The organism is Martinezella lusitana (assembly GCF_016901135.1).
In the GTDB taxonomy this organism is placed as follows: Bacteria; Pseudomonadota; Alphaproteobacteria; order Rhizobiales; family Rhizobiaceae; genus Rhizobium; species Rhizobium lusitanum_D.
Genome location: NZ_JAFEVL010000010.1, coordinates 368,672 through 392,370 on the forward strand (window position 1 = coordinate 368,672; position 23,699 = coordinate 392,370).

The following is a 23,699-nucleotide window of genomic DNA, read 5'->3' on the forward strand; positions in this document are numbered from 1 at the left end:
GGCCGCCGCTCCCCGCGGGGCGCAGGGCGGCGGCCTCATTCGATTGATAGAGTGCTCAGACGGGAATTCCCACCGTCAGGCCGATGGCCTCCCGCAGTTCCTGAAGGCCCACGCCCTTTTCCGATGAGGTGGCGAGAATGCCGGGATAGGCGGCGGGGCGCTTGCGGATTTTTTCGGCGGTATCGGCCAAAAGCTTCGGCAGGCCCGCCTCCTTGATCTTGTCGGTCTTGGTCAGCACGATCTGATAGGAAACGGCGGCCTTGTCGAGCAGGCCGAGGACCTCCTCGTCGTTCTTCTTGACGCCGTGGCGGCTGTCGATCAGCACATAGACGCGCTTCAGCGTCGTGCGTCCCCGCAGATAGTCGAACACCAGCTTCGTCCAGGCATCCACCTGTTCCTTCGGGGCTTCCGCATAGCCGTAGCCCGGCATGTCCACCAGCGCCATGGGCGGCAGGTCGCCACCCTCGCCTGAAAAGCCATCGGGAACGAAATAGTTGAGCTCCTGCGTCCGCCCTGGCGTGTTCGAGGTGCGCGCTAGACCCTTATGGCCGACCAGGGCATTGATCAGCGACGATTTGCCGACATTCGAGCGCCCGGCAAAGGCCACTTCGAGCGGTCCTTCCGGCGGCAGAAATTTCATCGACGGCACGCCACGGATGAAGATCCAAGGGCGGCCGAAAAGCGGCTTGTCGTCTTTTGTCATCTGCTCTGCCATGCTGCTCAAGATCTTCCGGTTTTATTGACTGACTGGCTTCGGGGTTTTGCCCGAAAAAGTCAAGTTTTGATCGGCATGCGGCTTGAACTGCGGAAAGCCTGGCATTCTGTGCAGATGGAGCCCAACACCACAGCGCTTGCCACCGGACAAAGAAAAGCCCCGCCGAAGCGGGGCTTTTGGTTCATTTCGATGGCGCCGGTTTTCGTTTGAAGAGGCCCTTCAGATTGTCGAAGAGCTCCACCTTCACGCCGTGACGCCTCATGATGATCGACTGCTGGATGACCGAGAGCGTGTTGTTCCAGGCCCAGTAGATGACGAGACCTGCCGGGAAGCTTGCCAGCATGAACATGAACACCAGCGGCATCCAAGTGAAGATCATCGCCTGGGTCGGATCCGGCGGTGTCGGGTTCATACGCATCTGCAGGAACATGGTGACACCCATGATCATCGGCCAGACACCGAGATGCAGGATGGTCGGAGCCGCAAACGGCAGCAGGCCGAAGAGATTGACGATCGAGGTCGGATCCGGAGCGGAAAGGTCCTGGATCCAGCCGAAGAACGGCGCATGGCGCATCTCGATGGTGATGTAGATCACCTTGTAGAGCGAAAAGAAGATCGGAATCTGCAAGAGCACAGGCCAGCAGCCCGCGATCGGATTGATCTTCTCTTCCTTGTAGAGCTGCATCGTCGCCTGTTGCAGCCCCATGCGGTCGTCGCCGAACTTGGCCTTCAGCTCTTCCATCTTTGGCTGCATGCGCTTCATGTTCGCCATCGAAGCATATTGCTTGCTGGCGAGCGGGAAGAACAACGCCTTGACCACGATGGTAGTGCAGAGGATGGCGACGCCGAAATTACCGAAGTAGCGGAAGAAGAAATCCATCAGCTTGAACATCGGCTTGGTGATGAAATAGAACCAACCCCAGTCGATCAGGCGGTCGAAACGCGGGATCGAGTAGCTGGTCTCGTAACGGTCGATGACCGGTACTTCTTTCGCGCCGGCGAAGACGAGGTTCTTCAACTCGATCGACTGGCTGGGAGCGACCGTGATGGCGTCTTGCTTGTAATCGGCCTGATAGCGCGGCGTGCCGTCGCTGAAGTGCGAGAAGCGGGCATCATAGGCCGCCGACTGCGGCGGCACGATGGTTGCAGCCCAGTACTTGTCTGTCATGCCGAGCCAGCCGCCGGTCGATTTGGCGGGCGTCGTGGCTTCCTTCTCGGTTGCCGCATACTTGGTCTCGATCAGGCCGTCGTCGCCGATAACGCCGATGAAGCCTTCGTGCAGAACGTAGGCGGACGGCGTCTCGGGCTTGTTGTAGCGGGTGACGCGGCCGTAGCTCGATAGGGAAACCGGTGCCTGGCCGCTGTTGGCGATTTTGTCGGTGATCGTGAACATGTAGCGATCGTCGACGGAAATCGTGCGCGAGAAGGTGACGCCCTTGTCATTGGTATAGGAGAGCGTCACCGGCGTCTTGTCGGTCAGCTTGTCGCCGCTCGAGAGCGTCCACATGGTCGAAGGGCCGGGGACCGCACCGGCCGTGTCGTTGCCGACATAGCCGAGTTCGGTGAAGTAGCCGTCCTTGGTATCGGCCGGGCTGAACAGCGTGATGATCGGGCTGCTCTTGTCGACGGTCTCGTGATAGGTCTTGAGCCTGAGGTCGTCGAGGCGCGCGCCTTCCAGGTTGATGGAGCCGGCAAGCGCTGGCGTATCGATGATAACACGCGCCGAAGACGTCTTGGCGACCGATTGGTCGCGTGTCAGGACCGTCGGCGCAGTCTGGCCGCCTGCCGGCAACGAACCGTTTACCGCAGAGCCTGCGCCCGCGGCGGGTGCCTGCGTCGTCTGGGTCTGGGCCTGCTGCGACTGCTGCTGCTGCTTGGCGGCCTGTTCGGCCTGCCGCTGCGCTTCGAGCCGCGGGTTCATGTAGAAAAACTGCCAGCCGAGAACAATCAGCACAGACAGTGCAATTGCAATGAAGTAATTGCGGTTGTTTTCCATCATACTTTCCTGGAGCGGTCCGTTTCCGACCGCCGATGTTTCGGCCTGGTTTCGATGCGGCTTACGAGTTCGCTTGCCAGTTTTTCGAAAGGTGCGGTCAGCACATCGCGCCGCGCGACAACCACATAGTCGTGTCCGGGCTGCATTGCAAACCCGGCATGAAGCCGCACGGCTTCTTTCAACCGCCGCCGCATGCGGTTGCGCTCAACTGCGTTGCCATGTTTTTTGGTAACGGTAAAACCAACGCGGGCGTCGGCGTCGGTAAGCTTGCGGTCCAGCATCTCTATGAGGAAGAAGCTGCCTCTGCGCTTCTCGCCTTCGCGGACTGCAAGAAACTGCGGCCGGCTCTTCAGCCGCCCGACAGTCTTTTTGGGTCGTTCATTCGTCAATTTGCCCGCCATCCTCGACTATCGGGCATTTCGGCCGTTAGGCCGAAAGACGCTTGCGGCCGCGGCTACGGCGAGCGGAAAGAACCGCGCGGCCGCCCTTGGTGGCCATACGGGAACGGAAGCCGTGGCGACGCTTGCGGACAAGCTTGGATGGTTGATAGGTACGCTTCATTTATTTAAACACCGCGGAGTGCGGCCCTTCTTGAGCTTTGCTTCAAAAGCAAGCAGCGTTGTTGATTATGGCGAACGGACTTCGCCCGCAAAAGCAGGCTCCGGGACCGGACGTGCGCGGGCTTATAAGGATGAAGACCCATAGAGTCAATTATACCGGCGCAAATTCCTTGAAATCCGGGGTTCCAGCCGGTCGATCGACGGCCGTTGCCGGTTACCATAACATTCGGCCGATTGATTGCGTGGCTAACAATATAATTAAGTAGATACTGAAATATACAAGGGAAATAGTAGCGACGCCACATCTCTCATATATAAATACCGCAATATAACATTAATGAATTTAGTCGATATCTAGGTACATGCTGGAAAAATCCATCGATTTCTGGGGATGAAGCCAGCCTCGGAGGGTATCGTGAAGATTCGCGGCAAAATAAATCTGCTTGTATTCGTCATGACTGGCGCGGCGCTTTTGATCGGTGCCACCGCCCTTTATGCGCTGCATCAATATGACCAGAAGTTAGAGAGTTACGAGCAGACCGCCAGCCGCGCCTACATGGGCGAGCGCCTGAACCGCTACGTGACGGCGGTGGTCATGGAATCGCGCGGCATCTATGCTGCCGCTTCCGCAAAGGACTCCAAGGGCTTCGCCGATGGGCTGATGGGCGACCTCGACGAGATCGACAAAGTGCTCGCGGCCTGGGCGCCTCTGGTTCCGGATGCGCAAAAGGCCGAATTCTCCAAACTGCAGGCCCGCTCTCAGGAGTTTCGCGTCTTCCGCACCGAGACGGCACGTCTCGGCGTGACGGATGGTCCGGATGCAGCCAACAAGCAAGGCAACAATGACGCCAACCGCGCCAATCGCAAGGCCTTCCAGGCCGAGATCGATGCCGTGGTTAAAACCGACAAGGCTGAACTTGCAGCAGCCGAAACCAACATCGCGGCGTTTCATAGCGGCGTCTTGTGGGTCGTCCTTTGCATCATGGCGGCGGGCATCAGCGCCGGCGTCGGCTTGGGCTCCTATATCGGCGCCGTTCACCTAAGCCGCCCGATCCGCAAGGTGACGGAAGCCATCAACAAGGTGGCCGACGGTCAATTCGATATCGAGGTCCCGTTTGCCGGTCGCCGCGACGAAATCGGCGAGATGGCCGCTGCCGTCGATGTTTTCAAGGAGAACGGCAAGGCCGTGCGCCGCATGAATGCCGAGGAAACGGCCCTGCGCGCCAAGAGCGACGAACTTCAGTCCAGCATGTCTCTGGCCGTCTCGGCTGCCGCTGCCGGCGATTTCAGCCGTCGCGTCGAGAAGGATTACGGCGATGCCAACCTCAATCGCTTTGCCGGGAACGTCAACGAGCTGCTGGTGAGCGTCGATACCGGCATCGGCGAGGTGCGTCGCGTGATCGCAAGCCTCGCTGATGGCGATCTGACGCAGGCCATGAAGGGCGAATTCCAGGGCGCCTTCGCCGAGTTGCAGCAGAACGTCAACGCCACGTTCGAGACCCTCAAGAGCACCATGCGCGAAGTGCGCGAGACGACAGGCTCGATCAACACCAACACCAACGAGCTGCGCCACGCCAGCGACGACCTCTCCAAGCGTACCGAACAACAGGCCGCCGCCCTCGAGGAAACCTCGGCGGCGCTCGACGAGATCACCTCCGTCGTCCAGAATTCGACGGAACGGGCGCGCGAAGCGAGCATCATGGTGACCGAAGCCAAGGAAGACGCCGCCCGCTCCGGCACGGTGGTTCGCAACGCCATCGACGCCATGGGCCGCATCGAGCAGGCATCCGGCGCGATCAGCCAGATCATCGGAGTGATCGACGATATCGCCTTCCAGACCAATCTGCTGGCACTCAATGCCGGCGTCGAGGCTGCACGAGCAGGCGACGCGGGCAAGGGTTTTGCCGTCGTTGCCCAGGAAGTGCGTGAACTGGCCCAGCGCTCCGCCACCGCCGCCAAGGACATCAAGGCGCTGATCAGCAAATCAGGCGATCAGGTACAGGTCGGCGTCAAGCTGGTGCAGGACACCGGCGCGGCGTTGTCGACCATCGAAGCCCGCGTGCTCAAGATCAACGACCACATCCATTCCATCGCGACGGCGGCGCGCGAACAGGCAACAGGCCTGTCCGAGGTCAACAAGGCCGTCAACCAGATGGATGAAGTCACGCAGCGCAATGCCGCCATGGTCGAGGAGACCTCGGCCGCGACCCATCGTCTTGCAGGCGAAGCCGATGGCCTCGTCCGCCTGGTATCCCGCTTCAAGGTCGATGTCGGCAACATATCCGCTCCGGTGCCTGCGCGCGCCGAGACGCATCGCCCGGCGGCCTCGCCGGCACGCCGGATGATCGACAAGGTGGCAACTGCCTTTGGCGGTGGAAGCGCCCTCTCGCCGGCCGCTGCGACGAAGGGTTGGGAAGAGTTCTGATCCCTGCGAAGAGGGACGACGCGGTCGCATCTGAGCGCTGCCGTCGTCCCCGCCAGGCCCTTCTTACTGTTAAGGCCGGGAAGCGATTGGAAAAAAGCCTACAATCACCTATTATCTAGTTTCGATACGTCGCCATCATGTCGCTTTGCAGCGAAGCGGGACAATTGAAATGGATAGTGGGCAGGACAGGAGCGCCGCAAGAAGCGGCAAGGCCGAGAAGGGTGGCCTGTCCCAATTTTGTAGGCCGACAGGGATCTTCGGCGGCCTTTCCGGCAAGCTCCTCATCCTCACCGTCGGCTTCATTCTCCTGGCGGAAGTGCTGATCTTCGTGCCCTCCGTTGCCAATATGAGGCTGCGTTGGCTGGAGGACCGGCTGAATACGGCGGCTGCAGCTGCGATCGTCATCGACGGCCTGCAGCCTGCCGAGCTGCCCCGCGCGCTGCAGAAGGAAACGCTGATGGCCACCGGCACGCGGGCCATCGTCCTGCGCAAGGACGGCACCTCGCGCCTGCTGGCCACGGCCGAAATGCCGGCTTCGGTCGATGACAAGTATGATCTGAGCGATGTGTCCCAGCTGACGGCCATCAAGGACGCGCTCGACACTCTGCTCTTCGGCGGCAACCGCATCATCCGCGTTTTCGGCCCGGCCGGCGGCGATGCCGGCACAGGCATCGAAGTGGTGTTGAAGGACACCCGCTTGCGTAATGCGATGCTCGCCTATTCGGTCAGCGTCTTCTTCGTTTCCATCCTGATTTCATTGTTCACCGCGACGCTGATCTTCTTTGCGATCAACCGCATGATGATCCGTCCGATCCGGCGGCTCACGGATAGCATGCAGGCCTATTCGGACGACCCGGAGGATCCGGGCCGTATTCTCGTGCCCGAGATGGGCCGCGATGAGCTTGCGGTCGCCGGCCGCCATCTCGCCTCCATGCAGTCGCAGCTGCAGAAGACGCTGAAGCAGCAGAAAAATCTGGCAGCACTCGGCCTCGCCGTCTCGAAGATCAATCACGACATGCGCAACATCCTGTCGGCGGCGCAATTGATGTCCGACCGATTGGTCGATGTCGACGATCCGATGGTCAAGCGTTTCGCGCCAAAGCTGCTGCGCACCATCGACCGTGCCGTCGGTTATACGACCGAGGTCCTTTCCTATGGCCAGACGTCCGAATCGGCGCCGCGCCGGCGCAAGATTCGTCTTGTCGAGCTCATCGGCGAGGTTCGTGACATCCTGGCGATCGATCCTGAAACCGGTATCGAATTCGTCGAGCAACTCGGCCCCGAGCTGGAGGTCGATGCCGATAGCGAGCAGCTGTTCCGCATTATCCATAATCTGTGTCGCAACGCTCATCAGGCATTGGTCGCTTTCGGCGAGACGACACCCGACGGTATCAGGCGCATCACGGTTTCGGCGCATCGCATCGGCAGCGTCGTCAGCATCACCGTCGACGACACCGGGCCGGGCATGCCGCAGAAGGCGCGGGAAAATCTTTTCACGGCATTCCGTGGCTCTGCGCGTTCCGGCGGCACCGGCCTCGGCCTGGCAATCGCCCGCGAACTGGTGCTTGCTCATGGCGGCACCATAGCGCTCGTGGAAAAACCGTCCGCGGGAACGCAGTTCCGCATCGAGATCCCCGATCGCCCCGTATCCCTTGATGACTATCGCAGCCGAAGCTTCCGCGAAAGCTGAGGTTTTTCAGCCTCTTCGCACCGGCATGCACGAAAATCGCGATCTTTTGCAGAAATCTACTTGCATTCCCTCAAAGGACGTTTTAGAGAACCGCCCACGCCAACGGTTTCTTCCGTTTCGGTCACGCACCCGTAGCTCAGCTGGATAGAGCACCAGACTACGAATCTGGGGGTCAGGAGTTCGAATCTCTTCGGGTGCGCCATTTTTCTTCCCCAGTACGTTAGCGGCATCCAAAGCGTCCCATGTTGGTATTGGCGCTTTGCGCTTTATCCGTGGGCGGTCCTTCTTGACCTCCGCAATCCCGTCGCGGTCACGGCGAGACCGATAAGAGTTGCCGCCACGGGTATGAGCAGTGCGAGTCGCAGGGCTTCGAGGCGTGCATCGGCTGCAGTTTCCGCGCCGAGCGCCAGAACGCCGATTGCGCTTGCCGCAGACAGCCCCAGAGCCGCGCCGAATTGAAAGGCCGTGTTGACGAGGCCGCTCGCCAGACCCTGCTCGCTTTCATCGATACCGTCCGTGGCCAGAATGGTGAGCGGGCCGTAGGCGAGTGAGAATGCTAGGCCAAGCAGGATCATCGAAGGGAACATCGCCGCATAGGTCCAGTCAAGGCTCACCTGCAAGAACCAGCCATAGGAAAACGCTGCTAGCAGCATGCCGCCGAAAATGACTTTAATATTGCCAAAGCGGTTGATCAGCCATGGCGTCACGGTCGGAGCAAGAATCGCGTCAGCGCCGATGGCCAGCAGCGCAAGGCTTGTCTGGATCGATGTCCAGCCCATCAATTCCTGCAAATAGAGCGACACCAGAAACTGAAAGCCGAAGAAGGAGCCGGCGAAGAACAATGCGCCGAGATTGGCGCGGACGAGCGAGCGCGAATGTAGGATGCCGAGCCGCACCAATGGCATTCTGACCTTCCGTTGGGTAGCGATGAAGGCTATCCAGAGGATTGCGCTGGCAGCGAAGATGGCAAGCGTCCAGTTCAGGCCCTTGGCAGGGTTTTCGAGCCGCGTCACGCCATAGGTGGCGGACAACATCGCGCCGGTCAGGATGATGGCACCTACCATATCAAAGCGTTGGCCGAGCTCTCTTTGATTGTCGTCGCCGATCAGGCGTGGAGTGAGGATGAAGATGAGGCTCGCAAATGCGACTGGCGCGAAAAATACCCAGCGCCAGTCAATGGCCGCAAGCAGGCCGCCGGCGACAAGCCCTAGCGAGAAGCCTCCGGCAGCCGTACCGGCGTAAATGAGGACCGCTTTATTGCGTTGTGGCCCCTCAGGGAAAATTGTCGTGATCAGCGCAAGACCGGCCGGTGTCATGAACGCTGAGGCAACGCCGGTGACGAAACGTGCCGTCAGCAACATCCAGCCTTCAGTGGCGAAGCCTCCGAGTCCCGAGAAGATGATGAACGCGGCAAGCGCGAAGAGAAATACCCGTCGCTTGCCAAAAATGTCGGCCGCCCGGCCGCCAAGCAGCATGAAGCCGGCATAGCCGAGCACATAGGAACTGACGACGGCACTGAGCGTCGTGGTCGAGAGGCCCAATTCCGCGCGGATCGCCGGCAAGGCGACATTCAACATCGCGACGTCAATGCCTTCGAGGAAAATCGCTCCGCACAAAATGAGTAAGGCTCCCCTGGCGCGTGCGGTCATGGCCGCATGTGCGCTTGGTACATGAGATGGGGTCGACATTGGTGTATATGCCCTCGCATTGGATGAATTGGTATGGGAGCAGCATGTCGATTACCAAAATGCAGCTCAGTTACTTCTTGTAACCGACTCTGAGGTAGGGCATATTCCGCAACCATGGAGGAAGGCACTTCAAACTCACCGAGTGATTGCTGCGGCACCGATGGGGAATACGATGTTCTCCAGTGGGATCAGCGCGAGGGCTGCGAAGTACGGCAGATCCTCGACAGGATCGCCGACAAATGGTCGCTGCTGGTCATTGCCCTGCTTGAAAAGCGTACATTGCGGTTCACCGAGCTGAAGAAGAGCATCGAGGGCATCAGCCAGCGTATGCTGACAAATACGCTGCGGCACCTGGAGCGTGATGGTATCGTCCAACGGACCGTGTTCCCGGTGGTGCCGCCTCGCGTCGAATACAGGCTGACGTCGCTCGGCTGCACCCTGCACGAAACGATCCAGTCGCTGGTCAACTGGACGGAAAACAATCAACGGGAAATCGTCGCAGCCCGCATCCGCTATGATACGCGGGAACGGGATAGCTGACCAAACTCGGCATATCGAGATCGCCTTCAAGCCTCATCCGCTTTTCAGGAAATTGCGTTCGAGCTTTGGTATGGCAGGACTGAAAAGTACCGTTTGGCAGTAGTCATTCTCTCGCGCGCCGATCAGCCCCGGCGTATCGCTCCTTCTCCATGCTCCGTCGCCAATGGCAATTCCGGCAGGAACAGCAGCGCGACCAGCGCCAATGCGACGATGGCCGTCCCCATCGTGAAGGTCATGGCAATGGCGTGACGGTAGAGCGCTATGGCCGCGGCATGGGCTTCGGGGGAGGTGGTGGCGAGCTGCTTCATGCCGGCTTCGGTCAATGACGACATATGAAGACCGTCCAGGGGGCCGCCGGCGTTCTGTACGCGATAGGCGAGGATGGCGCCGGAGCCGGTGACGCCGATGAGGCCGCCGAGCGAGCGGAAGAAGGCGAGCGTCGCCGTGCCGACGCCGCGATGGGCAAAGGGCAGGGCATTCTGCACCGCGATCGTCATGGTGGGCATGACAAGTCCAAGTCCGAGGCCAAGGGCGAAGACGGCTGGCTCGATCACCATAAAGCCCTGGCTGGTGGCGGCCGCCCAGGCGAGCGTCGCGAAGGCTACCGTCGCAAGGCTCAGACCGAATAGCTGGGCGGGCTTGTAGCGTCCGAAGCGATGCAGTAGCACGCGGCCGTTGACCATGGACGAGATGACGACGCCGACCATCAGCGGGCCGGTCAGCAGGCCGGAGTGCGAAGGGCTGACACCCATGACCATCTGGAAGAACAGCGGAAAGAAGAGGCTTGCCCCGAGCATGCCCATGAAGGTCAGGGCCAGCACGAGGCAGGCGACGACGAACAGCCGGTTGCGGAAGAGATCGGGCGGCAGCACCGGTTCGGGCTCCCGCCGGATATGGAGAACGAAGAGAACGCCGAGAATGAGGGCGGCTGCGGACAGGCCGAAAATCTCCGGCGAATCCCAGGCCCATTCGTTGCCGCCGAGCGCCAGCACCAGCAGGAAGCTGGTCGTGCAGGCCGTCAGCAAGACAGCGCCGAGATAGTCGATGCGGCGGCTCCGCGCCTGATGCGGTCGCTTCAGCGCGCGGCCGATCATGACGAGGGCGACGGCGCCGATCGGCAGGTTGACGTAGAAGATCCAGTGCCACGACAAGAGATCGGTGATGACGCCGCCGGCGATCGGGCCGATGACGCTGCACACGGCGAAGACGGCGACGATCGAGCCCTGATTGCGCCCGCGCTTGGCCGGCGGCACGATGTCGCCGATGATGATCTGCGCAAGTGGCAGCAATCCGCCCGCGCCGATGCCCTGGATCGCGCGGAAGATGATGAGCTGCATCAGCGTCTGTGCCATGCCGCTCAAGACCGAGCCGAGCAGGAAGATCAGGATCGCTGCGTAGATCATCGGCTTGCGGCCGTACTGGTCGCTGAGCTTGCCGTAGAGCGGCATGGTGCTGGTCGAGGCGAGCACATAGGCGCTGACGACCCAGGACAGATGCGTCAGGCCGCCAAGATCGCTGACGATGCGCGGCAAAGCGGTTGCCACGATGCTCTGGTCGATGGCGCCAAGGCCGAGAACGATCATCAAGCCGAGAATGACGGCGCGGATCTCGCGACGATCGGGCGGATCGCTCGTAGCCGGCGCCGATGGGGGAATTGCATTCAGACGCTCGCCGCTCATTGCCCGATCTCCCCGAGTGGCCCGACCGCGGCGCGAATGGCAGCGCGTTCGTCAGGCGATAGTTTGGCCAGTTCGGACGCGAGCCAGTCGGTCCGCTTTTGTTTCATGCTCCGCATCAGCTCTTTTCCTTTGGCGGTCGCGATCAGGCCGTTGCGGCGCCGATCGCTCGGGTCGGGCTCCGAGCGAGTGATGAGACCGTCCCGCTCCATCGCCTTCACATGCCCGGATATCGTCGGCCCGCGCAGCTTCTCCATCCGGGCCAGTTCGGCGACGCCGATGCCGGGTTCGCGCGTGATGGCGAGCAGCAGCAGGGCATGCAGAGGTGAAAGTCCGGGATCGTCGCTCTCGCGCCGCAATTGCCGGTACAGGCGATGGAGAGCAGGGCGCAGCGCCTCGGCGAGCGCATGTGATTCTTCAAGCACATGATGGGGGTCGGGTTTGGTCATGGAGTCTCAATCAATATTAGATAGGTAGGCTTCCTATCTATAGACCTATCGCGTCTCTTTTACTTGCGCAAGCGGTAATATTGTGAAACATTTTCAATCATTGCGCGTTGTTCGTTCTGATTACGTCTCTGGAGGAGAAGAGCTGTGAAACGATTCCTGACGACCGTGACAGTTACCGCCTTAAGTGCCCTGCTTGCCGTTACATCCTTTGATCCCGCCGTTGCGGGGCCGATCCAGCCGATGGTGCAGCCGGCGATCCTGCAGACGACCGGCCAAACTGCCGGCGTGACCGACGTGCAATATCGTCGTCACCGTCCCCATTATCGCCCGCACTACCGTCCTCACTATCGTCCGCATTATGGCGGCGGCTACTGGCACGGCCATCGCGGTTATCGCTACGCCCGCCCGGGTTATCGCCGCTATAACGATGGTTTCTGGTATCCGCTGGCCGCCTTCACCGCCGGCGCAATTGTTGGCGGAGCCGTCGCTCGTCCGCCCCACGGCAGCGCTCATGTTCGCTGGTGCGCGAGCCGGTACAAGTCCTATCGCGCTTCTGACAACACCTATCAGCCGACCAATGGTCCGCGCCGGCAGTGCGTCAGCCAGTGAGTTGCCAGTGAGTTGCCAATGGGTTGAATGCATGAAGTCCCTCTCCGCGCCCGCGGAGAGGGACGCATGTCACGCAGTTGCGGGGATAGGCATCTTCAATCCTGTCAGTTGCTCCGAGACATCCCAAAGCCGCCGCCAGATGGCGGGATCGCGGACATGGGCGGCGATTTTGGCACGGACCGGCGGCCCCTTGAGCTCGTAGAAGCCGTTCGGGCCATACATGGCGCCGCCTTCTGCCTCAGGCGAAGTGGCGGCAAGAAGGGTCGGCAGAGCGCCGGCGGCAGCCGTCTGCGAGAATATCGGTTCCATGAATTTCATCAGGAATTCCAAAGAGCTTGCCTTGTCGCGGCCCATGCGCGGGCCTGCGGTCTGCAGACCGGTGACCGAGTAGCCGGGATGGGCGGCGATGCTTTTCAGCTTCCAGCCCTCGGCGCGGGCGATGCGGTCGAGTTCCGAGCTGAACAACAGCGTCGCCAGCTTCGACTGGCAATAGGCACGCCAGGCCCCATATTTTTTCCGCCATTGCAGATCTTCGAAATTGATCCTGCCGCTGCGGTGCGCCAGGCTGCTGACTGTGACCACACGGGGGTTGTCGGCATCGAAAACCCTGGGCAGCAGTCGCATCGTCCAGGCGAAGTGACCGATATAGTTGGCGCCCATCTGCATCTCGAAGCCATCTTCCGTCTCGTGGCGATCAGGAATGGCCATGACGCCGGCATTGTTGATGAGCAGATCGATGCGCGGCACGGAGGCTGCGATGCGATCGGCCGTGCGCGCGACCGAATCGAGGCTGGCGAGATCAAGGGGCTCGAAGGCAACGTCTGCGCCTGATGTTGCCGCGCGGATTTTGGCGAGCGCCTCGGAACCCTTCTTCTCGTTGCGTGAGGCGATGATGACCTTTGCGCCAGCGCCGGCCAGCGCCTTGGCGGCTTCGTAGCCGATACCGCTATTGGCGCCGGTGATAACTGCAATTCGGCCTGTCTGCGGAGGAATGTCTTTCACTGTCCAGTCGGGCATTGCGGAACTCCTGTGGAGGGATTTGGCATCGCCCATTGTATCTGGTCATATCTTGCACTAAATGCAAGTTTGTATTTACTGAAAATACGCAGCAATAGAAATCCGGGATTGTGCTTGCATATCAACGGTTCTCGATGGCCAAATGATGTGGAGCGCCTTCGAAATGCCATGCTGCTCGGCCCTGATCGCGCCATATTTGCTATCGTAGCCGGAGATTGGATTCACGGAATGACGACAAAGACCTCATGCTCTGATTTTGTGCAGTTTTTCCGCTCCTGGGTAAGCGATCCCCTGCGTGTCGCGGCGGTCGCGCCCTCGGGTGAACGCCTGGCCAGGCTGATGACTCAGGAGATCGAACCGCTCGACGGCCCGATCCTCGAACTCGGCCCGGGCACGGGTGTTTTCACCCGCGCGCTGCTGACGCGCGGGATTCCGGAAAGCGCTCTGACCCTTGTCGAGTTCGGCGAGGAGTTTGCCGTTCGTCTGCGCGACCGCTTTCCGGAGGCTCGCGTGGTGCAGATGGATGCGGCGCAACTCGGCCAGTGCGGCCTCTTTGAGGATGCGCCTTTCGGCGCTGTGATCAGCGGCCTGCCGCTATTGTCCATGCCGCCCGCCAAGATCGCGGCGATTGTCGGCGGAGCCTTCGAGACGATGAAGCCGGGCGGAGCCTTCTATCAGTTCACCTACGGTCCGCGTTGCCCCATTTCGCGGTCCATCCTCGAAAGCCTCGGCCTGAAGGGGACACGCATCGGCGGCACGGTGCGCAACATACCGCCGGCCGGTGTCTACAGGATATCACGGCAGAATCCGCTGGAGATCTCAATCGGCGGCTCCAAATATCGTAGCACCGAGGGGAATGCTGGAATCGCCGCCTATGCGCCCGAAGCCGGCAAGGCCGATATGGGGCGGCCCGAAGCAAGTGCATAGCGGGGGGTAAGATGGCGGATATGCCTGATGTCGATGTCGTCGTGAAGGAGGGCCGGCGGGAGCGCAAGCGCCGCCAGACCCGCGAGCGCATCGAAACCGCCGCCCTGGGGCTTTTCCTGGAGCGCGGCTTTGACAGCACCACGATCGAGGACATCACCGAGGCTGCCGATGTGTCCAAGCGCAGCTTTTTCGATTATTTCCCGAGCAAGGAAGATGTGGTCGCTGCCTGGCAGGATAGTTTCTCTGGTGAGTTGATCGAGGCGGTTGCTGCTCAGCCCAAGGATGCGGCCATCGTCGATGTCATCGAGGCAGCGGTCAATGCGGCGCTCCGCGTCGCTATCTCGGATCCGAAGAACCTCGCCATCGCCGCCTTGATCCGCGATACCCCCACTCTTTGCGCCCGCGATCAGTTGAAATATGCCAAGCTTGAGAGGAAGCTGGCGGACGCGCTGCATGCCCGTTGCCGTGGCGGCGACGAGGAGCGGTTCCGCCTTAACCTGCTGTCGGCAGCCGTCGTCAGCATGCTGCGCATCGGCGGCGAGCGCTGGGGCGCGGGGCGGCAGGATATGTCGCTGGAAGAATTCGCCCGCAGCATGTTCGACGAGCTTTGGACAGCTCTTGCCGATCTGGGTACGCAAGCGCGCCAACACGTGCCCGCGCGGTAATCTCGATGCGGGCGAACGGCCCATCGCCAGCTGCCTCGGAATGGTCGGCGTCGATCCCCGCATTTCGCAAGGATGAATTCGTTACGCGGGAGCGCATTGCATCTGCCAACCCGCCGCCCCATCTTTTTCCAAGTCGCGGCCTCATTCCCCCTCGCGAGAAGCTCGACCTGCCCGAGAAACCTCGGCCTGCTCGAATGCCAAAAAAGCCAGATACATTTCAGACCAGCAAAAGGGACTATAACCATGTCAGATTTCGACGCAGCCAAGTCCGGTCAATTCAAGATCGGCGGCGACCTCCCCGTCCATCGTCTCGGCTTCGGTGCCATGCGCATTACCGGGTCCGGTATCTGGGGCGAGCCGGAAAACCACGACGAAGCCGTCCGCACCCTGAAGCGCCTGCCGGAACTCGGCATAAACTTTATCGACACGGCCGATTCCTATGGCCCCGATGTTTCCGAACGCCTCATCAAGGAGGCGCTGCACCCCTACGGCAATGGCCTTGTCGTCGCCACCAAGGCCGGATTGACGCGAACCGGCCCCAATGTCTGGGTACCTGTCGGCCGCCCGGAATATCTGATCCAGCAGGCGCACAAGAGCCTGCGCAATCTCGGTGTCGACCGGATCGATCTCTGGCAGCTTCACCGCATCGATCCGAAGGTGCCGGCGGCTGAACAGTTCGACGCCGTGAAGTCTCTGCTCGCCGCCGGGATCGTCCGCCATGCGGGCTTGAGCGAGGTGTCTGTCGCCGACATCGAGGCGGCATCGAAGCATTTCAAGGTGGTGACGGTGCAGAACCGCTACAATCTCGTTGATCGCACCAGCGAAGACGTGCTCGATTATTGCGAGAAGCACAATATCGGCTTCATCCCCTGGTTCCCGCTTGCCGCGGGCGACCTCGCCAAGGAAGGCTCGCTTCTCGACACTATCGCCAAGAAGCACAATGCCGCTCCGAGCCAGATCGCCCTTGCCTGGGTGCTAAAGCGCAGCCCTGTGATGCTGCCGATCCCCGGCACGGGCAAGGTCAAGCACCTGGAAGAAAATACCGCCGCCGTCAACATTGTCCTCTCTGACGAGGAATTCGCGGCTCTGGATGCCGAGGGCCGGAAAGCGTTCAAGGCGGCTTGAGACCCTCCAGCTTCGGCGAACAAGGCCGAGGCCGCGAATCGAAAGCGCAGGGGCGGCGGCGGAAATATCTCCGCCGCTTCATGGCGGAGTTTCATCGAATGACATGTCGAAATGCGTGATCACGATCATGTGAATCGTGGTTCTCGGCCATGCGACGGCTGTAAAATAGGCGGCAGAATGCCATGATTGCCAGTGCTATGCGGCATTTTCGGGATATGTGAACAAAAGCAATGCGCTCAGCGCATTGCTGCATTGCGAAGGCCGGTCTGTTCAGGTCCCCGCCGGCGTTTTATTTATTTCATCGAAGGTAGCGCACCTCCTCCTCCCAGCGCTCCTTCATTGATTGGCAACACTCCTCCTCCTCCCAGTTGCCAATCCGAATCAAGAGCCCGATGCATCCTCCTCCCGCGTCGGGCTCTTTTTTTCTTCTATCACCAGTGACATGCCGCCCTCGATCATGGCGTTGCGCCTTTGCAATGCGTCGTGAATTAGCGCCGCATCATATGGCCAAGAACGGCCTGAGCCGCTTGCACCGAAGGCATCGATGCGTAGAGTGGCGCGACATTCAGGCGTAGGAAGAGGTTGCATGATGCAGCGCGTGGCAGGTTCGGGCCGATGGGGAAGCGTGCTTCTCCGGACTGTCGCCGTCGTCGTGACGCTGTCACTCGTGGCCTGTGGCCGTCCGATCGGGGTCATGCAGCCGATCAGTGAAAATGTCCCGGGGACGTCGAAGGTCGATCTCTTGGTCGCCACCACGCGCTTGCCGGACAAGGATCCGGCAATCCTGTTTTCAGGCGAACGCGGTCCCGGACTGAAGGTGGATGCGGTCAGCGTCTCGATCCCGCCGGAAGCCAATCGCAAGGTCGGTCAGGTGCAATGGCCGAGCCGCCTGCCGGGCGACCCCTTGAAGAATTTCGTGACGACTGCCGTCAAGCCGATACCGACCGAAGCAGACGGGCGAGCCTGGCTGCATGCGGAGCTGCGGAAGAACAAGCGTGTGCTGATCTTCGTGCATGGCTTCAACAACCGCTATGAGGATGCGGTCTATCGCTTCGCGCAGATCGTTCACGATTCGCATGCCGAAGTCGCGCCCATCGTTTTCACCTGGCCGTCGCGGGCCAGCATTTTCGACTATGCCTACGACAAGGAAAGCACCAACTATTCCCGTGACTCGCTGGAAGAGCTGCTGCGCCGCGTCGCAGCCGATCCTTCTGTCGGCGACATCACGGTCATGGCGCATTCGATGGGCAGCTGGCTTGCAGTCGAATCCCTCAGGCAAATGGCGATCCGCAACGGCCGCGTCGCGCCGAAGATCAACAATGTCATTCTCGCTTCGCCCGATCTCGACGTCGATGTCTTCGGCCGGCAGTTTGCAGCGCTTGGCAAGGACAAGCCGCATTTCACGCTGTTTGTCTCGCGCGACGACCGGGCATTGTCGCTCTCGCGGCGCATTTCCGGTAATATCGATCGCCTGGGCCAGATCGATCCCGCAGCCGAGCCCTATCGCAGCGAGCTGGAAAAGCAGGGGATCACCGTGCTCGATCTCACCAAGCTCAAGACCGGCGACAGCTTGAATCACGGCAAGTTCGCCGAGAGCCCCGAGGTGGTGAAGCTGATCGGTGCCCGGCTGATTGCGGGCCAGACGATCACTGATTCCGATGTCGGTATCGGCGATGCCGTCGGCGCGGTTGCCATGGGTGCCGCGCAAACCGTCGGCAGCGTGGCTGGCGCTGCCATCAGCGCCCCGATCGCCATCTTCGACCCTCGAACGCGTGCGAACTACGGTGAGCAATTGCGCCGCGTCGGTGCTTCCGCCGGCAATACGGTCGGTTCCGTCGGCGATAGCGTTCAGACGACGGGCAGCAATGTCGGAGAGGCATTGGGGCAGTAAAGCCCCCATCACACGCCAAGGACTTTCCGCCGCCTTTTCGAAACTCCATAGCCAGTCTGGCTGATCTGATATATCACAGAGTCGCGCCATATCGGACATGGCGGCACTTTGCGGATGGGCTTTCGGCATGGGCGAAAACAAGCGTACGGTCATCATTGTCGGCGCCGGCGTCATCGGCGCGGCGATCGCGTTGGAATTGCAGCGGCGTGGCCGGCAGGTGACATTGGTGGACAGGGCGGGGCCAGGGGAGGGCACCTCCTTCGGCAACATGGCAAGCATCGCGCTCGATTTTGCCGCCGGTTCCGGCCCCTCCACCTGGTCGAAGATTCCGGGCTGGCTCTTGGATCCGCAAGGCCCCGTGTGGCTGAGACCCCCCTATGCGCTGAAGATGCTGCCCTGGTTCCTGCGTTTCATCGCAGCTGGTCGCCCTTCGCGGCTTCGCGAGATCGAGGATGCCGGCATGAGCCTGTCGCGTCATGCCCTTTCCGATTTTAGGGCGATGCTTGCCGCTGCCGGCGCGCCTGAGCTGATGACGGAGGAGGGGTGCCTCTCGATCTACGAGACCGAAGCGGAATTTGCCGGCGAGCGCGCGCATATTGAGCTGATGCAGCGCTATGGCATGGAACACCGGGTTCTCTCTGGCGCTGAAATCCGCGATCACGAGCCCGCTCTCTCTCCCGCCATTGCCAAGGCCGTGCTATTGCCGGACAACAAATCCATCCGCGACCCTTATAAGCTCGTGCTCACGCTGATGGCGGCGGCGAAGGCGCTCGGCGCGACCTTCGTCTCCGGGACAGTGCGAACCGTGGAGCGTCAGTCGGACGGCGACGTGGCCGTGTTGTTCGAGGACGGAACCCGACTTCAAGCCAACGATATCGTGCTTGCCGCCGGCGTGCGCACGCGGTTTATCGCTTCCGCTCTCGGCGAGCCGATCCCGCTGGAGACCGAACGCGGCTATCACACGCAGATCATGAAGCCCGGCATCGCCATGCGCTATTCCATCATCTGGCCGCGCCGCGCCTTCATGGTGACGCCGACGGCCGGCGGCATCCGCGTGGGCGGCAATGTCGAGCTGGCCGGCCTCGATGCGCCGCCGGATTATCGCCGTCCCCGCATTCTCGTCCGTCACGCCCAAAGAGCGTTGCCCGGATTGCAGGTGGAAGATGCCAAGGATTGGATGGGTCATCGCCCGGCATTGCCGGATACGATCCCGATCATCTCGCCGTCGTCGCGTGTTCCGGGTGTCTGGTACGCGACCGGCCACGGCCATCTCGGGCTGACCTTTTCGGCGACGACAGCGCGGCTGATGGCCGATATGATGACCGGCATCGCCCCTGCTGTCGATATGACGCCGTTCCGCATCAACCGCTACTAGGACAAGACCGATGTCCGGATTGGAGCAAACGATATGAGATGGAAACGCACGATCCAGTTGCTGGATGTTCATTGCGAGGGCGAGATCGGCAGGGTTGCCATCGGCGGCGTGCCGAAGATCCCCGGCAACAGCATTGCCGAGCAATTGCATTGGCTGAACACCGATCCGAAGGGCGAGGAGTTGCGTCGCTTCCTGGTGCTCGAGCCGCGCGGTGCGCCGATCGGCTCCGTCAACCTGCTGTTGCCGGCCAAGCATCCCGATGCCGATGCCGCCTTCGTCATCCTGCAGCCGGATCAGGCGCATGCAAGCTCCGGCTCCAATTCCATCTGCGTAACCACGGCCCTGCTTGAATCCGGCATCGTCGAGATGAAGGAGCCGGAAACGGTGGTGACGCTCGAAACCGCCGCCGGTCTGGTCAGGGCAACCGCCACCTGCCGCGACGGCCGATGCGAGAAGGTGCGGCTAACCATGGTGCCCTCCTTCGTGCATGAACTGGATGTCGAGATCGACACGCCGCAATGGGGCAGGATCAAGCTCGACCTCTGCTACGGCGGCATCTTCTATGCGCTCGTCGATGTCGGCCAGATCGGTGTGACGATCGAGAAAGCCAATGCTGCTGATCTCGTTCAGGCGGGCATGATCCTCAAGGACATGATCAACCGCACGATGTCGGTCGTCCATCCGGAAATCCCGGCGATCTCCGGCGTCGCCTACGTGATGTTCCGCGACATCGATGCCGATGGCGCCATCCGCACCTGCACGACCATGTGGCCCGGCCGCGCCGATCGCTCGCCCTGCGGTACCGGCAATTCCGCCAACCTGGCGACACTGCATGCGCGCGGCAAGGCCAAGGTCGGCGATGTCTTCAAGTCCCGCTCGATCATCGGTTCGGAGTTCGAGGTGGGCCTGCAGGCGGTGACCGAAGTTGCCGGCAAGCCGGCCATCATCCCGACAATCACCGGCCGAGGCTTCACCTTCGGCCTGAGCCAGGTGGCGCTCGATCCCTTCGATCCGATGGCGGAAGGCTTTGCGATGACGGATGTCTGGGGGCCTTCGGCGGGGGATATTTGAGGGCAGACAAGGAATCGGTTCCGTTCGCATGGAGAGTTTTGCCCCTCACCCTCACCCTCTCCCCGCATGCTGGGAGAGGGGACTAGCTCTGCATTCTCGTCTAAGCAAATCGCTGGAAGGAAGGCTGCGGCTGCGTCCATCCCCTTCTCCCCGCGAGCGGGGAGAAGGTGGCCGCCCTTCGACAAGCTCAGGAGGCCGGATGAGGGGCTGCCCTGCTATTTCGCTGGATAGATCACACCCTTGCGCAGGATGATATTGCCATAGAGCCTTGGCTCGCTGGTCTGTATCAGCGCATGCGCCTGCTCGACGCGCTCGTAGAATTCCGCCGGCAGCAATGGCACGACCTTGATGTCGGGCACATGCCGGGCGCAGCACTCGATCATCTCGGCATGGACCGGATCGACGGCGTCGCGATCCTGCCGGACGGTCGCCCGGAAGATCGCCTGCGGCACGAAATCGTCGATCGGCAGCACGCTGAGCACGGCATCAAGCACGCGGATGACGCCGTGGCCGTCGAGGCGGATAAGGCGGCGCCCGTGTTCGAGGCCGGGATAGTTGCCGTCCACGAGGGCTATCTCGTCGCCGTGGCCCATGGCGCGCAGGGTTGCCAGAAGCTCGGGGCTCAACAGCGGGTCAATGCCCTTCAGCATGCTCTATCTCCTTGAAGAGGACGTTCTGGTCGATGAGGTAGCGGGCGAAGATCGGCAGGCTGGCGCCGCCGATGGCACGTGCCTGCGGCCCCACCGCGCCCTCGATGATGTCGGGCATGACGACGCCCTGCAGGTCCAGCGCCGAGGCGGCCTTGATGGTCGCGCGCACCACGCGTTCCCGTATCCAATCCGGGAAGCCGCCGTCGATGACGGCAGCGCTGAAATCGATGACCGAGGCGCATGCGACGATCGCCTGCGCCAGCGCCTTGGCCGTGTCCTGGATCCAGATTTCCAAAGGCTCGCCGAAATCGATCCAGTTGTTGGCCGAGTACCAGAGGGGGCGCGGGTCGAAGCCGTGGTCCTTCAACAGGTTTTCGAGCACGAAGATCGAAGCGATTTCCAGAAGCTGGCGGTTCTCGCCGTTGCGGCCGCGCACCGGCAGCGGGCCGAGCGCGCCGGCCGTGCCCGTTCGGCCGACGAAGATCGAGGAATTGAGGACGATGCCGCCGCCGAGGAAGGAGCCGATGAAGAAATAGACGAAGTCCGGATAATGCGAGCCGACGCCGAAGACGAGCTCGGCGCCGCAAGCGCTGGTGGCGTCGTTCTGCAGGAAGACGGGATAGGCAACGCGCGAGGCGATCTCTGTCTGCAGGTTGAAGCCGCGCCATACGTCCATCGCTCCGGCCGGGGCACCCACCTGTTCCGCCCAGTTCCACAACTCGAACGGCGCGGCGACGCCGATCCCGGCAATTTTCCGCCGCTCGTCGCTGCTGAGGCGCCCCTCGAGCTCCTGGATGCCGGCCGTGACGAAGGCGATAATGTCCTGCGGCAGCGGGTAGGGGTAGATCTGATGAAGTTGCATCCTGATTCCGCCGACGAAATCCATCAGCACCAGATCGGCACTGCGCCGGCCGATCTTGACGCCGAAGGAGAGCACCGCATCCGGATTGAGCCGCATGGGAATGGATGGCTGTCCGACGCGGCCGCGCACCGGCGCGTCTCGTGAGAGCAGCCCGTCCTTCTCCAGCGCCCGCATGATAACTGAAACGGTTTGCGCCGAGAGGCCGCTGCGCCGAGCGATATCCGCTTTCGACAGCGCGCTGTGACGGCGCACAAGCGACAGCACGAGCCGCTCGTTATGGGCTCGCACGCCAATCTGGTTCGCGCCCCCGCTCGGGTCGAGAATCATCGGTGCTGTAGGTGTGTCCTCCGGGTCATGCACGAGAGACATGGGCCTGCTCCTTCCACCATGGCCATGCCTTATTTTTCCCGAGAATGCCACATCCAATTAATAATTCAATCCGATTTATTTATTGACAGCGGGAAATCTTTAGGCTCAGATATGGGCCGTCGAGGATGTGCATATGACCTTGGAGGAGGTCCACCGGAAACAATCTGACAGGCATGGCGCATCTTTAAACCGGGTTCGGACAGGGCCCGCGGCTCGCCGGGAAGGTCCGGCTTTTCAAACATCGGGAGGATTGAATGAAGAAATCTGTTATTTCCGCAGCACTCGCCGCTCTAGCGATCGGCGTCGCCTTTGCAGCGCCGGCGAAGGCCGCCGGCGTATCCGCCTGCCTCATCACCAAGACCGACACTAACCCTTTCTTCGTCAAGATGAAGGAAGGCGCAACCGCCAAGGCGAAGGAACTCGGCGTGACGCTGAAGTCCTATGCCGGCAAGATCGATGGTGACAGCGAAAGCCAGGTCGCCGCGATCGAAAGCTGCATCGCCGATGGCGCGAAGGGCATTTTGATTGCCGCTTCCGATACCAAGGGCATCGTTTCTTCGGTCAAGAAGGCACGCGATGCCGGCCTGCTGGTCATCGCGCTCGACACGCCGCTGGAGCCAGCCGATGCCGCTGATGCGACCTTTGCCACCGACAATCTTCTCGCTGGCAAGCTGATCGGTCAGTGGGCAAAGGAAACGCTGGGCGACAAGGTGAAGGACGCCAAGGTCGGCTTCCTGGATCTGACGCCGTCGCAGCCTTCCGTCGACGTGCTGCGCGACCAGGGCTTCATGATCGGCTTCGGCATTGATCCGAAGGATCCGAACAAGATCGGCGACGAAACCGATCCGCGTATCGTCGGCCATGACGTCACCAACGGCAACGAGGAAGGCGGCCGCAAGGCCATGGAAAACCTCCTGCAGAAGGATTCGAGCATCAACGTCATCCACACCATCAACGAACCGGCTGCCGTCGGCGCCTACCAGGCCCTGAAGGCCGTCGGCTTGGAAAAGCAGGTTCTGATCGTGTCTGTTGACGGCGGTTGCCCGGGCGTCAAGTCCGTCAAGGAAGGCGTGATCGGCGCGACGTCGCAGCAATATCCGCTGATGATGGCGGCCCTCGGCGTCGAGGCGATCAAGAAGTTCGCCGACTCTGGCGAAAAGCCGAAGCCGACCGAAGGCAAGTCCTTCTTCGATACCGGCGTTTCGCTGGTGACGGACAAGCCGGTCTCTGGCGTGAAGTCGATCGACACCAAGGAAGGCACCGCCAAGTGCTGGGGCTAAGCCTCATCCTGAACTTGGCGTGATCTTATCGGAAAACCGCTTCACGCTTTTCGCTGAAGCGGTCCTTCGGTTCGCGATCGTGCCTTCCTGACATCAACGCCGGCCGGGCTCTCGCTCCG

General features: G+C 61.3%; 21 protein-coding genes and 1 tRNA gene. 12 read left to right on the forward strand and 10 right to left on the reverse strand.

Translation table 11 applies throughout. The features are described 5' to 3' along the window. Window positions 1-55 precede the first annotated feature (55 nt). The 4 genes from yihA to rpmH form a co-directional block, all read right to left on the reverse strand. A complete protein-coding gene (gene yihA, locus JTP94_RS04765; RefSeq protein ID WP_204849387.1) occupies window positions 56-715 on the reverse strand; it encodes a ribosome biogenesis GTP-binding protein YihA/YsxC in 660 nt (219 codons plus the stop codon). A gap of 181 nt (window positions 716-896) precedes the next feature. Further along, window positions 897-2,711: a membrane protein insertase YidC gene (gene yidC / locus JTP94_RS04770; protein ID WP_204849388.1), complete on the reverse strand. Its 1,815-nt coding sequence runs from the start codon at window positions 2,709-2,711 to the stop codon at window positions 897-899. Continuing rightward, window positions 2,711-3,112: a ribonuclease P protein component gene (gene rnpA / locus JTP94_RS04775; protein ID WP_204849389.1), complete on the reverse strand. Its 402-nt coding sequence runs from the start codon at window positions 3,110-3,112 to the stop codon at window positions 2,711-2,713. Before rnpA ends, yidC begins: the two co-directional genes overlap by 1 nt. Window positions 3,113-3,137: 25 nt before the next feature. Next, window positions 3,138-3,272, reverse strand: coding sequence for a 50S ribosomal protein L34 (gene rpmH / locus JTP94_RS04780; RefSeq protein WP_034488840.1), 135 nt, complete (start codon window positions 3,270-3,272; stop codon window positions 3,138-3,140). 414 nt (window positions 3,273-3,686) lie between these two features. Here rpmH and JTP94_RS04785 point away from each other — a divergent pair, with 414 nt between their 5' ends. The 3 genes from JTP94_RS04785 (at window position 3,687) to JTP94_RS04795 (ending at window position 7,588) form a co-directional block, all read left to right on the forward strand. Continuing rightward, on the forward strand, window positions 3,687-5,696 hold the full coding sequence (locus JTP94_RS04785; RefSeq protein WP_204849390.1) for a methyl-accepting chemotaxis protein: 2,010 nt from the start codon (window positions 3,687-3,689) through the stop codon (window positions 5,694-5,696). A gap of 169 nt (window positions 5,697-5,865) precedes the next feature. Beyond that, window positions 5,866-7,386, forward strand: coding sequence for a HAMP domain-containing sensor histidine kinase (locus JTP94_RS04790; protein WP_204849391.1), 1,521 nt, complete (start codon window positions 5,866-5,868; stop codon window positions 7,384-7,386). Window positions 7,387-7,511: 125 nt separating this feature from the next. Beyond that, a tRNA-Arg gene (locus tag JTP94_RS04795) sits at window positions 7,512-7,588 on the forward strand. Window positions 7,589-7,652: 64 nt separating this feature from the next. Here the strand turns inward: JTP94_RS04795 and JTP94_RS04800 are convergent. Further along, a complete protein-coding gene (locus JTP94_RS04800) occupies window positions 7,653-9,002 on the reverse strand; it encodes an MFS transporter (protein ID WP_246754654.1) in 1,350 nt (449 codons plus the stop codon). Between the two features lie 186 nt (window positions 9,003-9,188). Between JTP94_RS04800 and JTP94_RS04805 the strand changes: the two genes are divergently transcribed. After that, window positions 9,189-9,614 (forward strand): helix-turn-helix domain-containing protein, encoded by a 426-nt coding sequence (locus JTP94_RS04805; RefSeq protein ID WP_204849393.1) that lies wholly within the window; start codon window positions 9,189-9,191, stop codon window positions 9,612-9,614. A 122-nt stretch (window positions 9,615-9,736) separates the two neighbouring features. Here the strand turns inward: JTP94_RS04805 and JTP94_RS04810 are convergent, their stop codons facing one another. Continuing rightward, the gene (locus JTP94_RS04810; protein WP_204849394.1) at window positions 9,737-11,293 is read right to left on the reverse strand and encodes an MDR family MFS transporter; all 1,557 of its coding nucleotides are present in this window, start codon (window positions 11,291-11,293) and stop codon (window positions 9,737-9,739) included. After that, window positions 11,290-11,739 carry a MarR family winged helix-turn-helix transcriptional regulator gene (locus JTP94_RS04815; protein ID WP_204849395.1) on the reverse strand — a complete coding sequence of 150 codons (450 nt, stop codon included), beginning with the start codon at window positions 11,737-11,739 and terminating at the stop codon, window positions 11,290-11,292. The genes JTP94_RS04810 and JTP94_RS04815 overlap by 4 nt, the downstream gene beginning before the upstream one ends. Before the next feature lie 144 nt (window positions 11,740-11,883). On the opposite strand from JTP94_RS04815, the gene JTP94_RS04820 reads away from it, so the two are divergent. Continuing rightward, window positions 11,884-12,348 (forward strand): BA14K family protein, encoded by a 465-nt coding sequence (locus JTP94_RS04820; RefSeq protein WP_204849396.1) that lies wholly within the window; start codon window positions 11,884-11,886, stop codon window positions 12,346-12,348. 69 nt (window positions 12,349-12,417) lie between these two features. Here JTP94_RS04820 and JTP94_RS04825 read toward each other — a convergent pair whose 3' ends face one another. After that, a complete protein-coding gene (locus JTP94_RS04825) occupies window positions 12,418-13,365 on the reverse strand; it encodes an oxidoreductase (RefSeq protein WP_204849397.1) in 948 nt (315 codons plus the stop codon). A gap of 228 nt (window positions 13,366-13,593) precedes the next feature. Between JTP94_RS04825 and JTP94_RS04830 the strand changes: the two genes are divergently transcribed. From JTP94_RS04830 to JTP94_RS04855, 6 genes are all read left to right on the forward strand, one after another. Then, window positions 13,594-14,292, forward strand: a complete 699-nt coding sequence (locus JTP94_RS04830) for a class I SAM-dependent methyltransferase (protein ID WP_204849398.1) — start codon at window positions 13,594-13,596, stop codon at window positions 14,290-14,292. A gap of 11 nt (window positions 14,293-14,303) precedes the next feature. Next, complete coding sequence (locus JTP94_RS04835; protein WP_204849399.1) at window positions 14,304-14,957, forward strand: TetR family transcriptional regulator; 654 nt, start codon at window positions 14,304-14,306, stop codon at window positions 14,955-14,957. Window positions 14,958-15,200: 243 nt separating this feature from the next. Further along, a complete protein-coding gene (locus JTP94_RS04840; protein WP_204849400.1) occupies window positions 15,201-16,082 on the forward strand; it encodes an aldo/keto reductase in 882 nt (293 codons plus the stop codon). A 586-nt stretch (window positions 16,083-16,668) separates the two neighbouring features. Continuing rightward, window positions 16,669-17,973: an alpha/beta hydrolase gene (locus JTP94_RS04845; protein WP_204849401.1), complete on the forward strand. Its 1,305-nt coding sequence runs from the start codon at window positions 16,669-16,671 to the stop codon at window positions 17,971-17,973. 127 nt (window positions 17,974-18,100) lie between these two features. Beyond that, window positions 18,101-19,348, forward strand: coding sequence for an FAD-binding oxidoreductase (locus JTP94_RS04850; RefSeq protein WP_204849402.1), 1,248 nt, complete (start codon window positions 18,101-18,103; stop codon window positions 19,346-19,348). 33 nt (window positions 19,349-19,381) lie between these two features. Then, window positions 19,382-20,419 (forward strand): proline racemase family protein, encoded by a 1,038-nt coding sequence (locus JTP94_RS04855; RefSeq protein ID WP_204849403.1) that lies wholly within the window; start codon window positions 19,382-19,384, stop codon window positions 20,417-20,419. A 215-nt stretch (window positions 20,420-20,634) separates the two neighbouring features. On the opposite strand, the gene JTP94_RS04860 is transcribed toward JTP94_RS04855, so the two are convergent. Beyond that, a complete protein-coding gene (locus JTP94_RS04860) occupies window positions 20,635-21,069 on the reverse strand; it encodes an RbsD/FucU family protein (protein WP_204849404.1) in 435 nt (144 codons plus the stop codon). Next, window positions 21,053-22,300: an ROK family transcriptional regulator gene (locus JTP94_RS04865; protein ID WP_204849405.1), complete on the reverse strand. Its 1,248-nt coding sequence runs from the start codon at window positions 22,298-22,300 to the stop codon at window positions 21,053-21,055. The genes JTP94_RS04860 and JTP94_RS04865 overlap by 17 nt, the downstream gene beginning before the upstream one ends. Window positions 22,301-22,554: 254 nt before the next feature. On the opposite strand from JTP94_RS04865, the gene JTP94_RS04870 reads away from it, so the two are divergent. Then, on the forward strand, window positions 22,555-23,580 hold the full coding sequence (locus JTP94_RS04870; RefSeq protein WP_204849406.1) for a sugar ABC transporter substrate-binding protein: 1,026 nt from the start codon (window positions 22,555-22,557) through the stop codon (window positions 23,578-23,580). The last annotated feature ends 119 nt before the right edge of the window (window positions 23,581-23,699 follow it).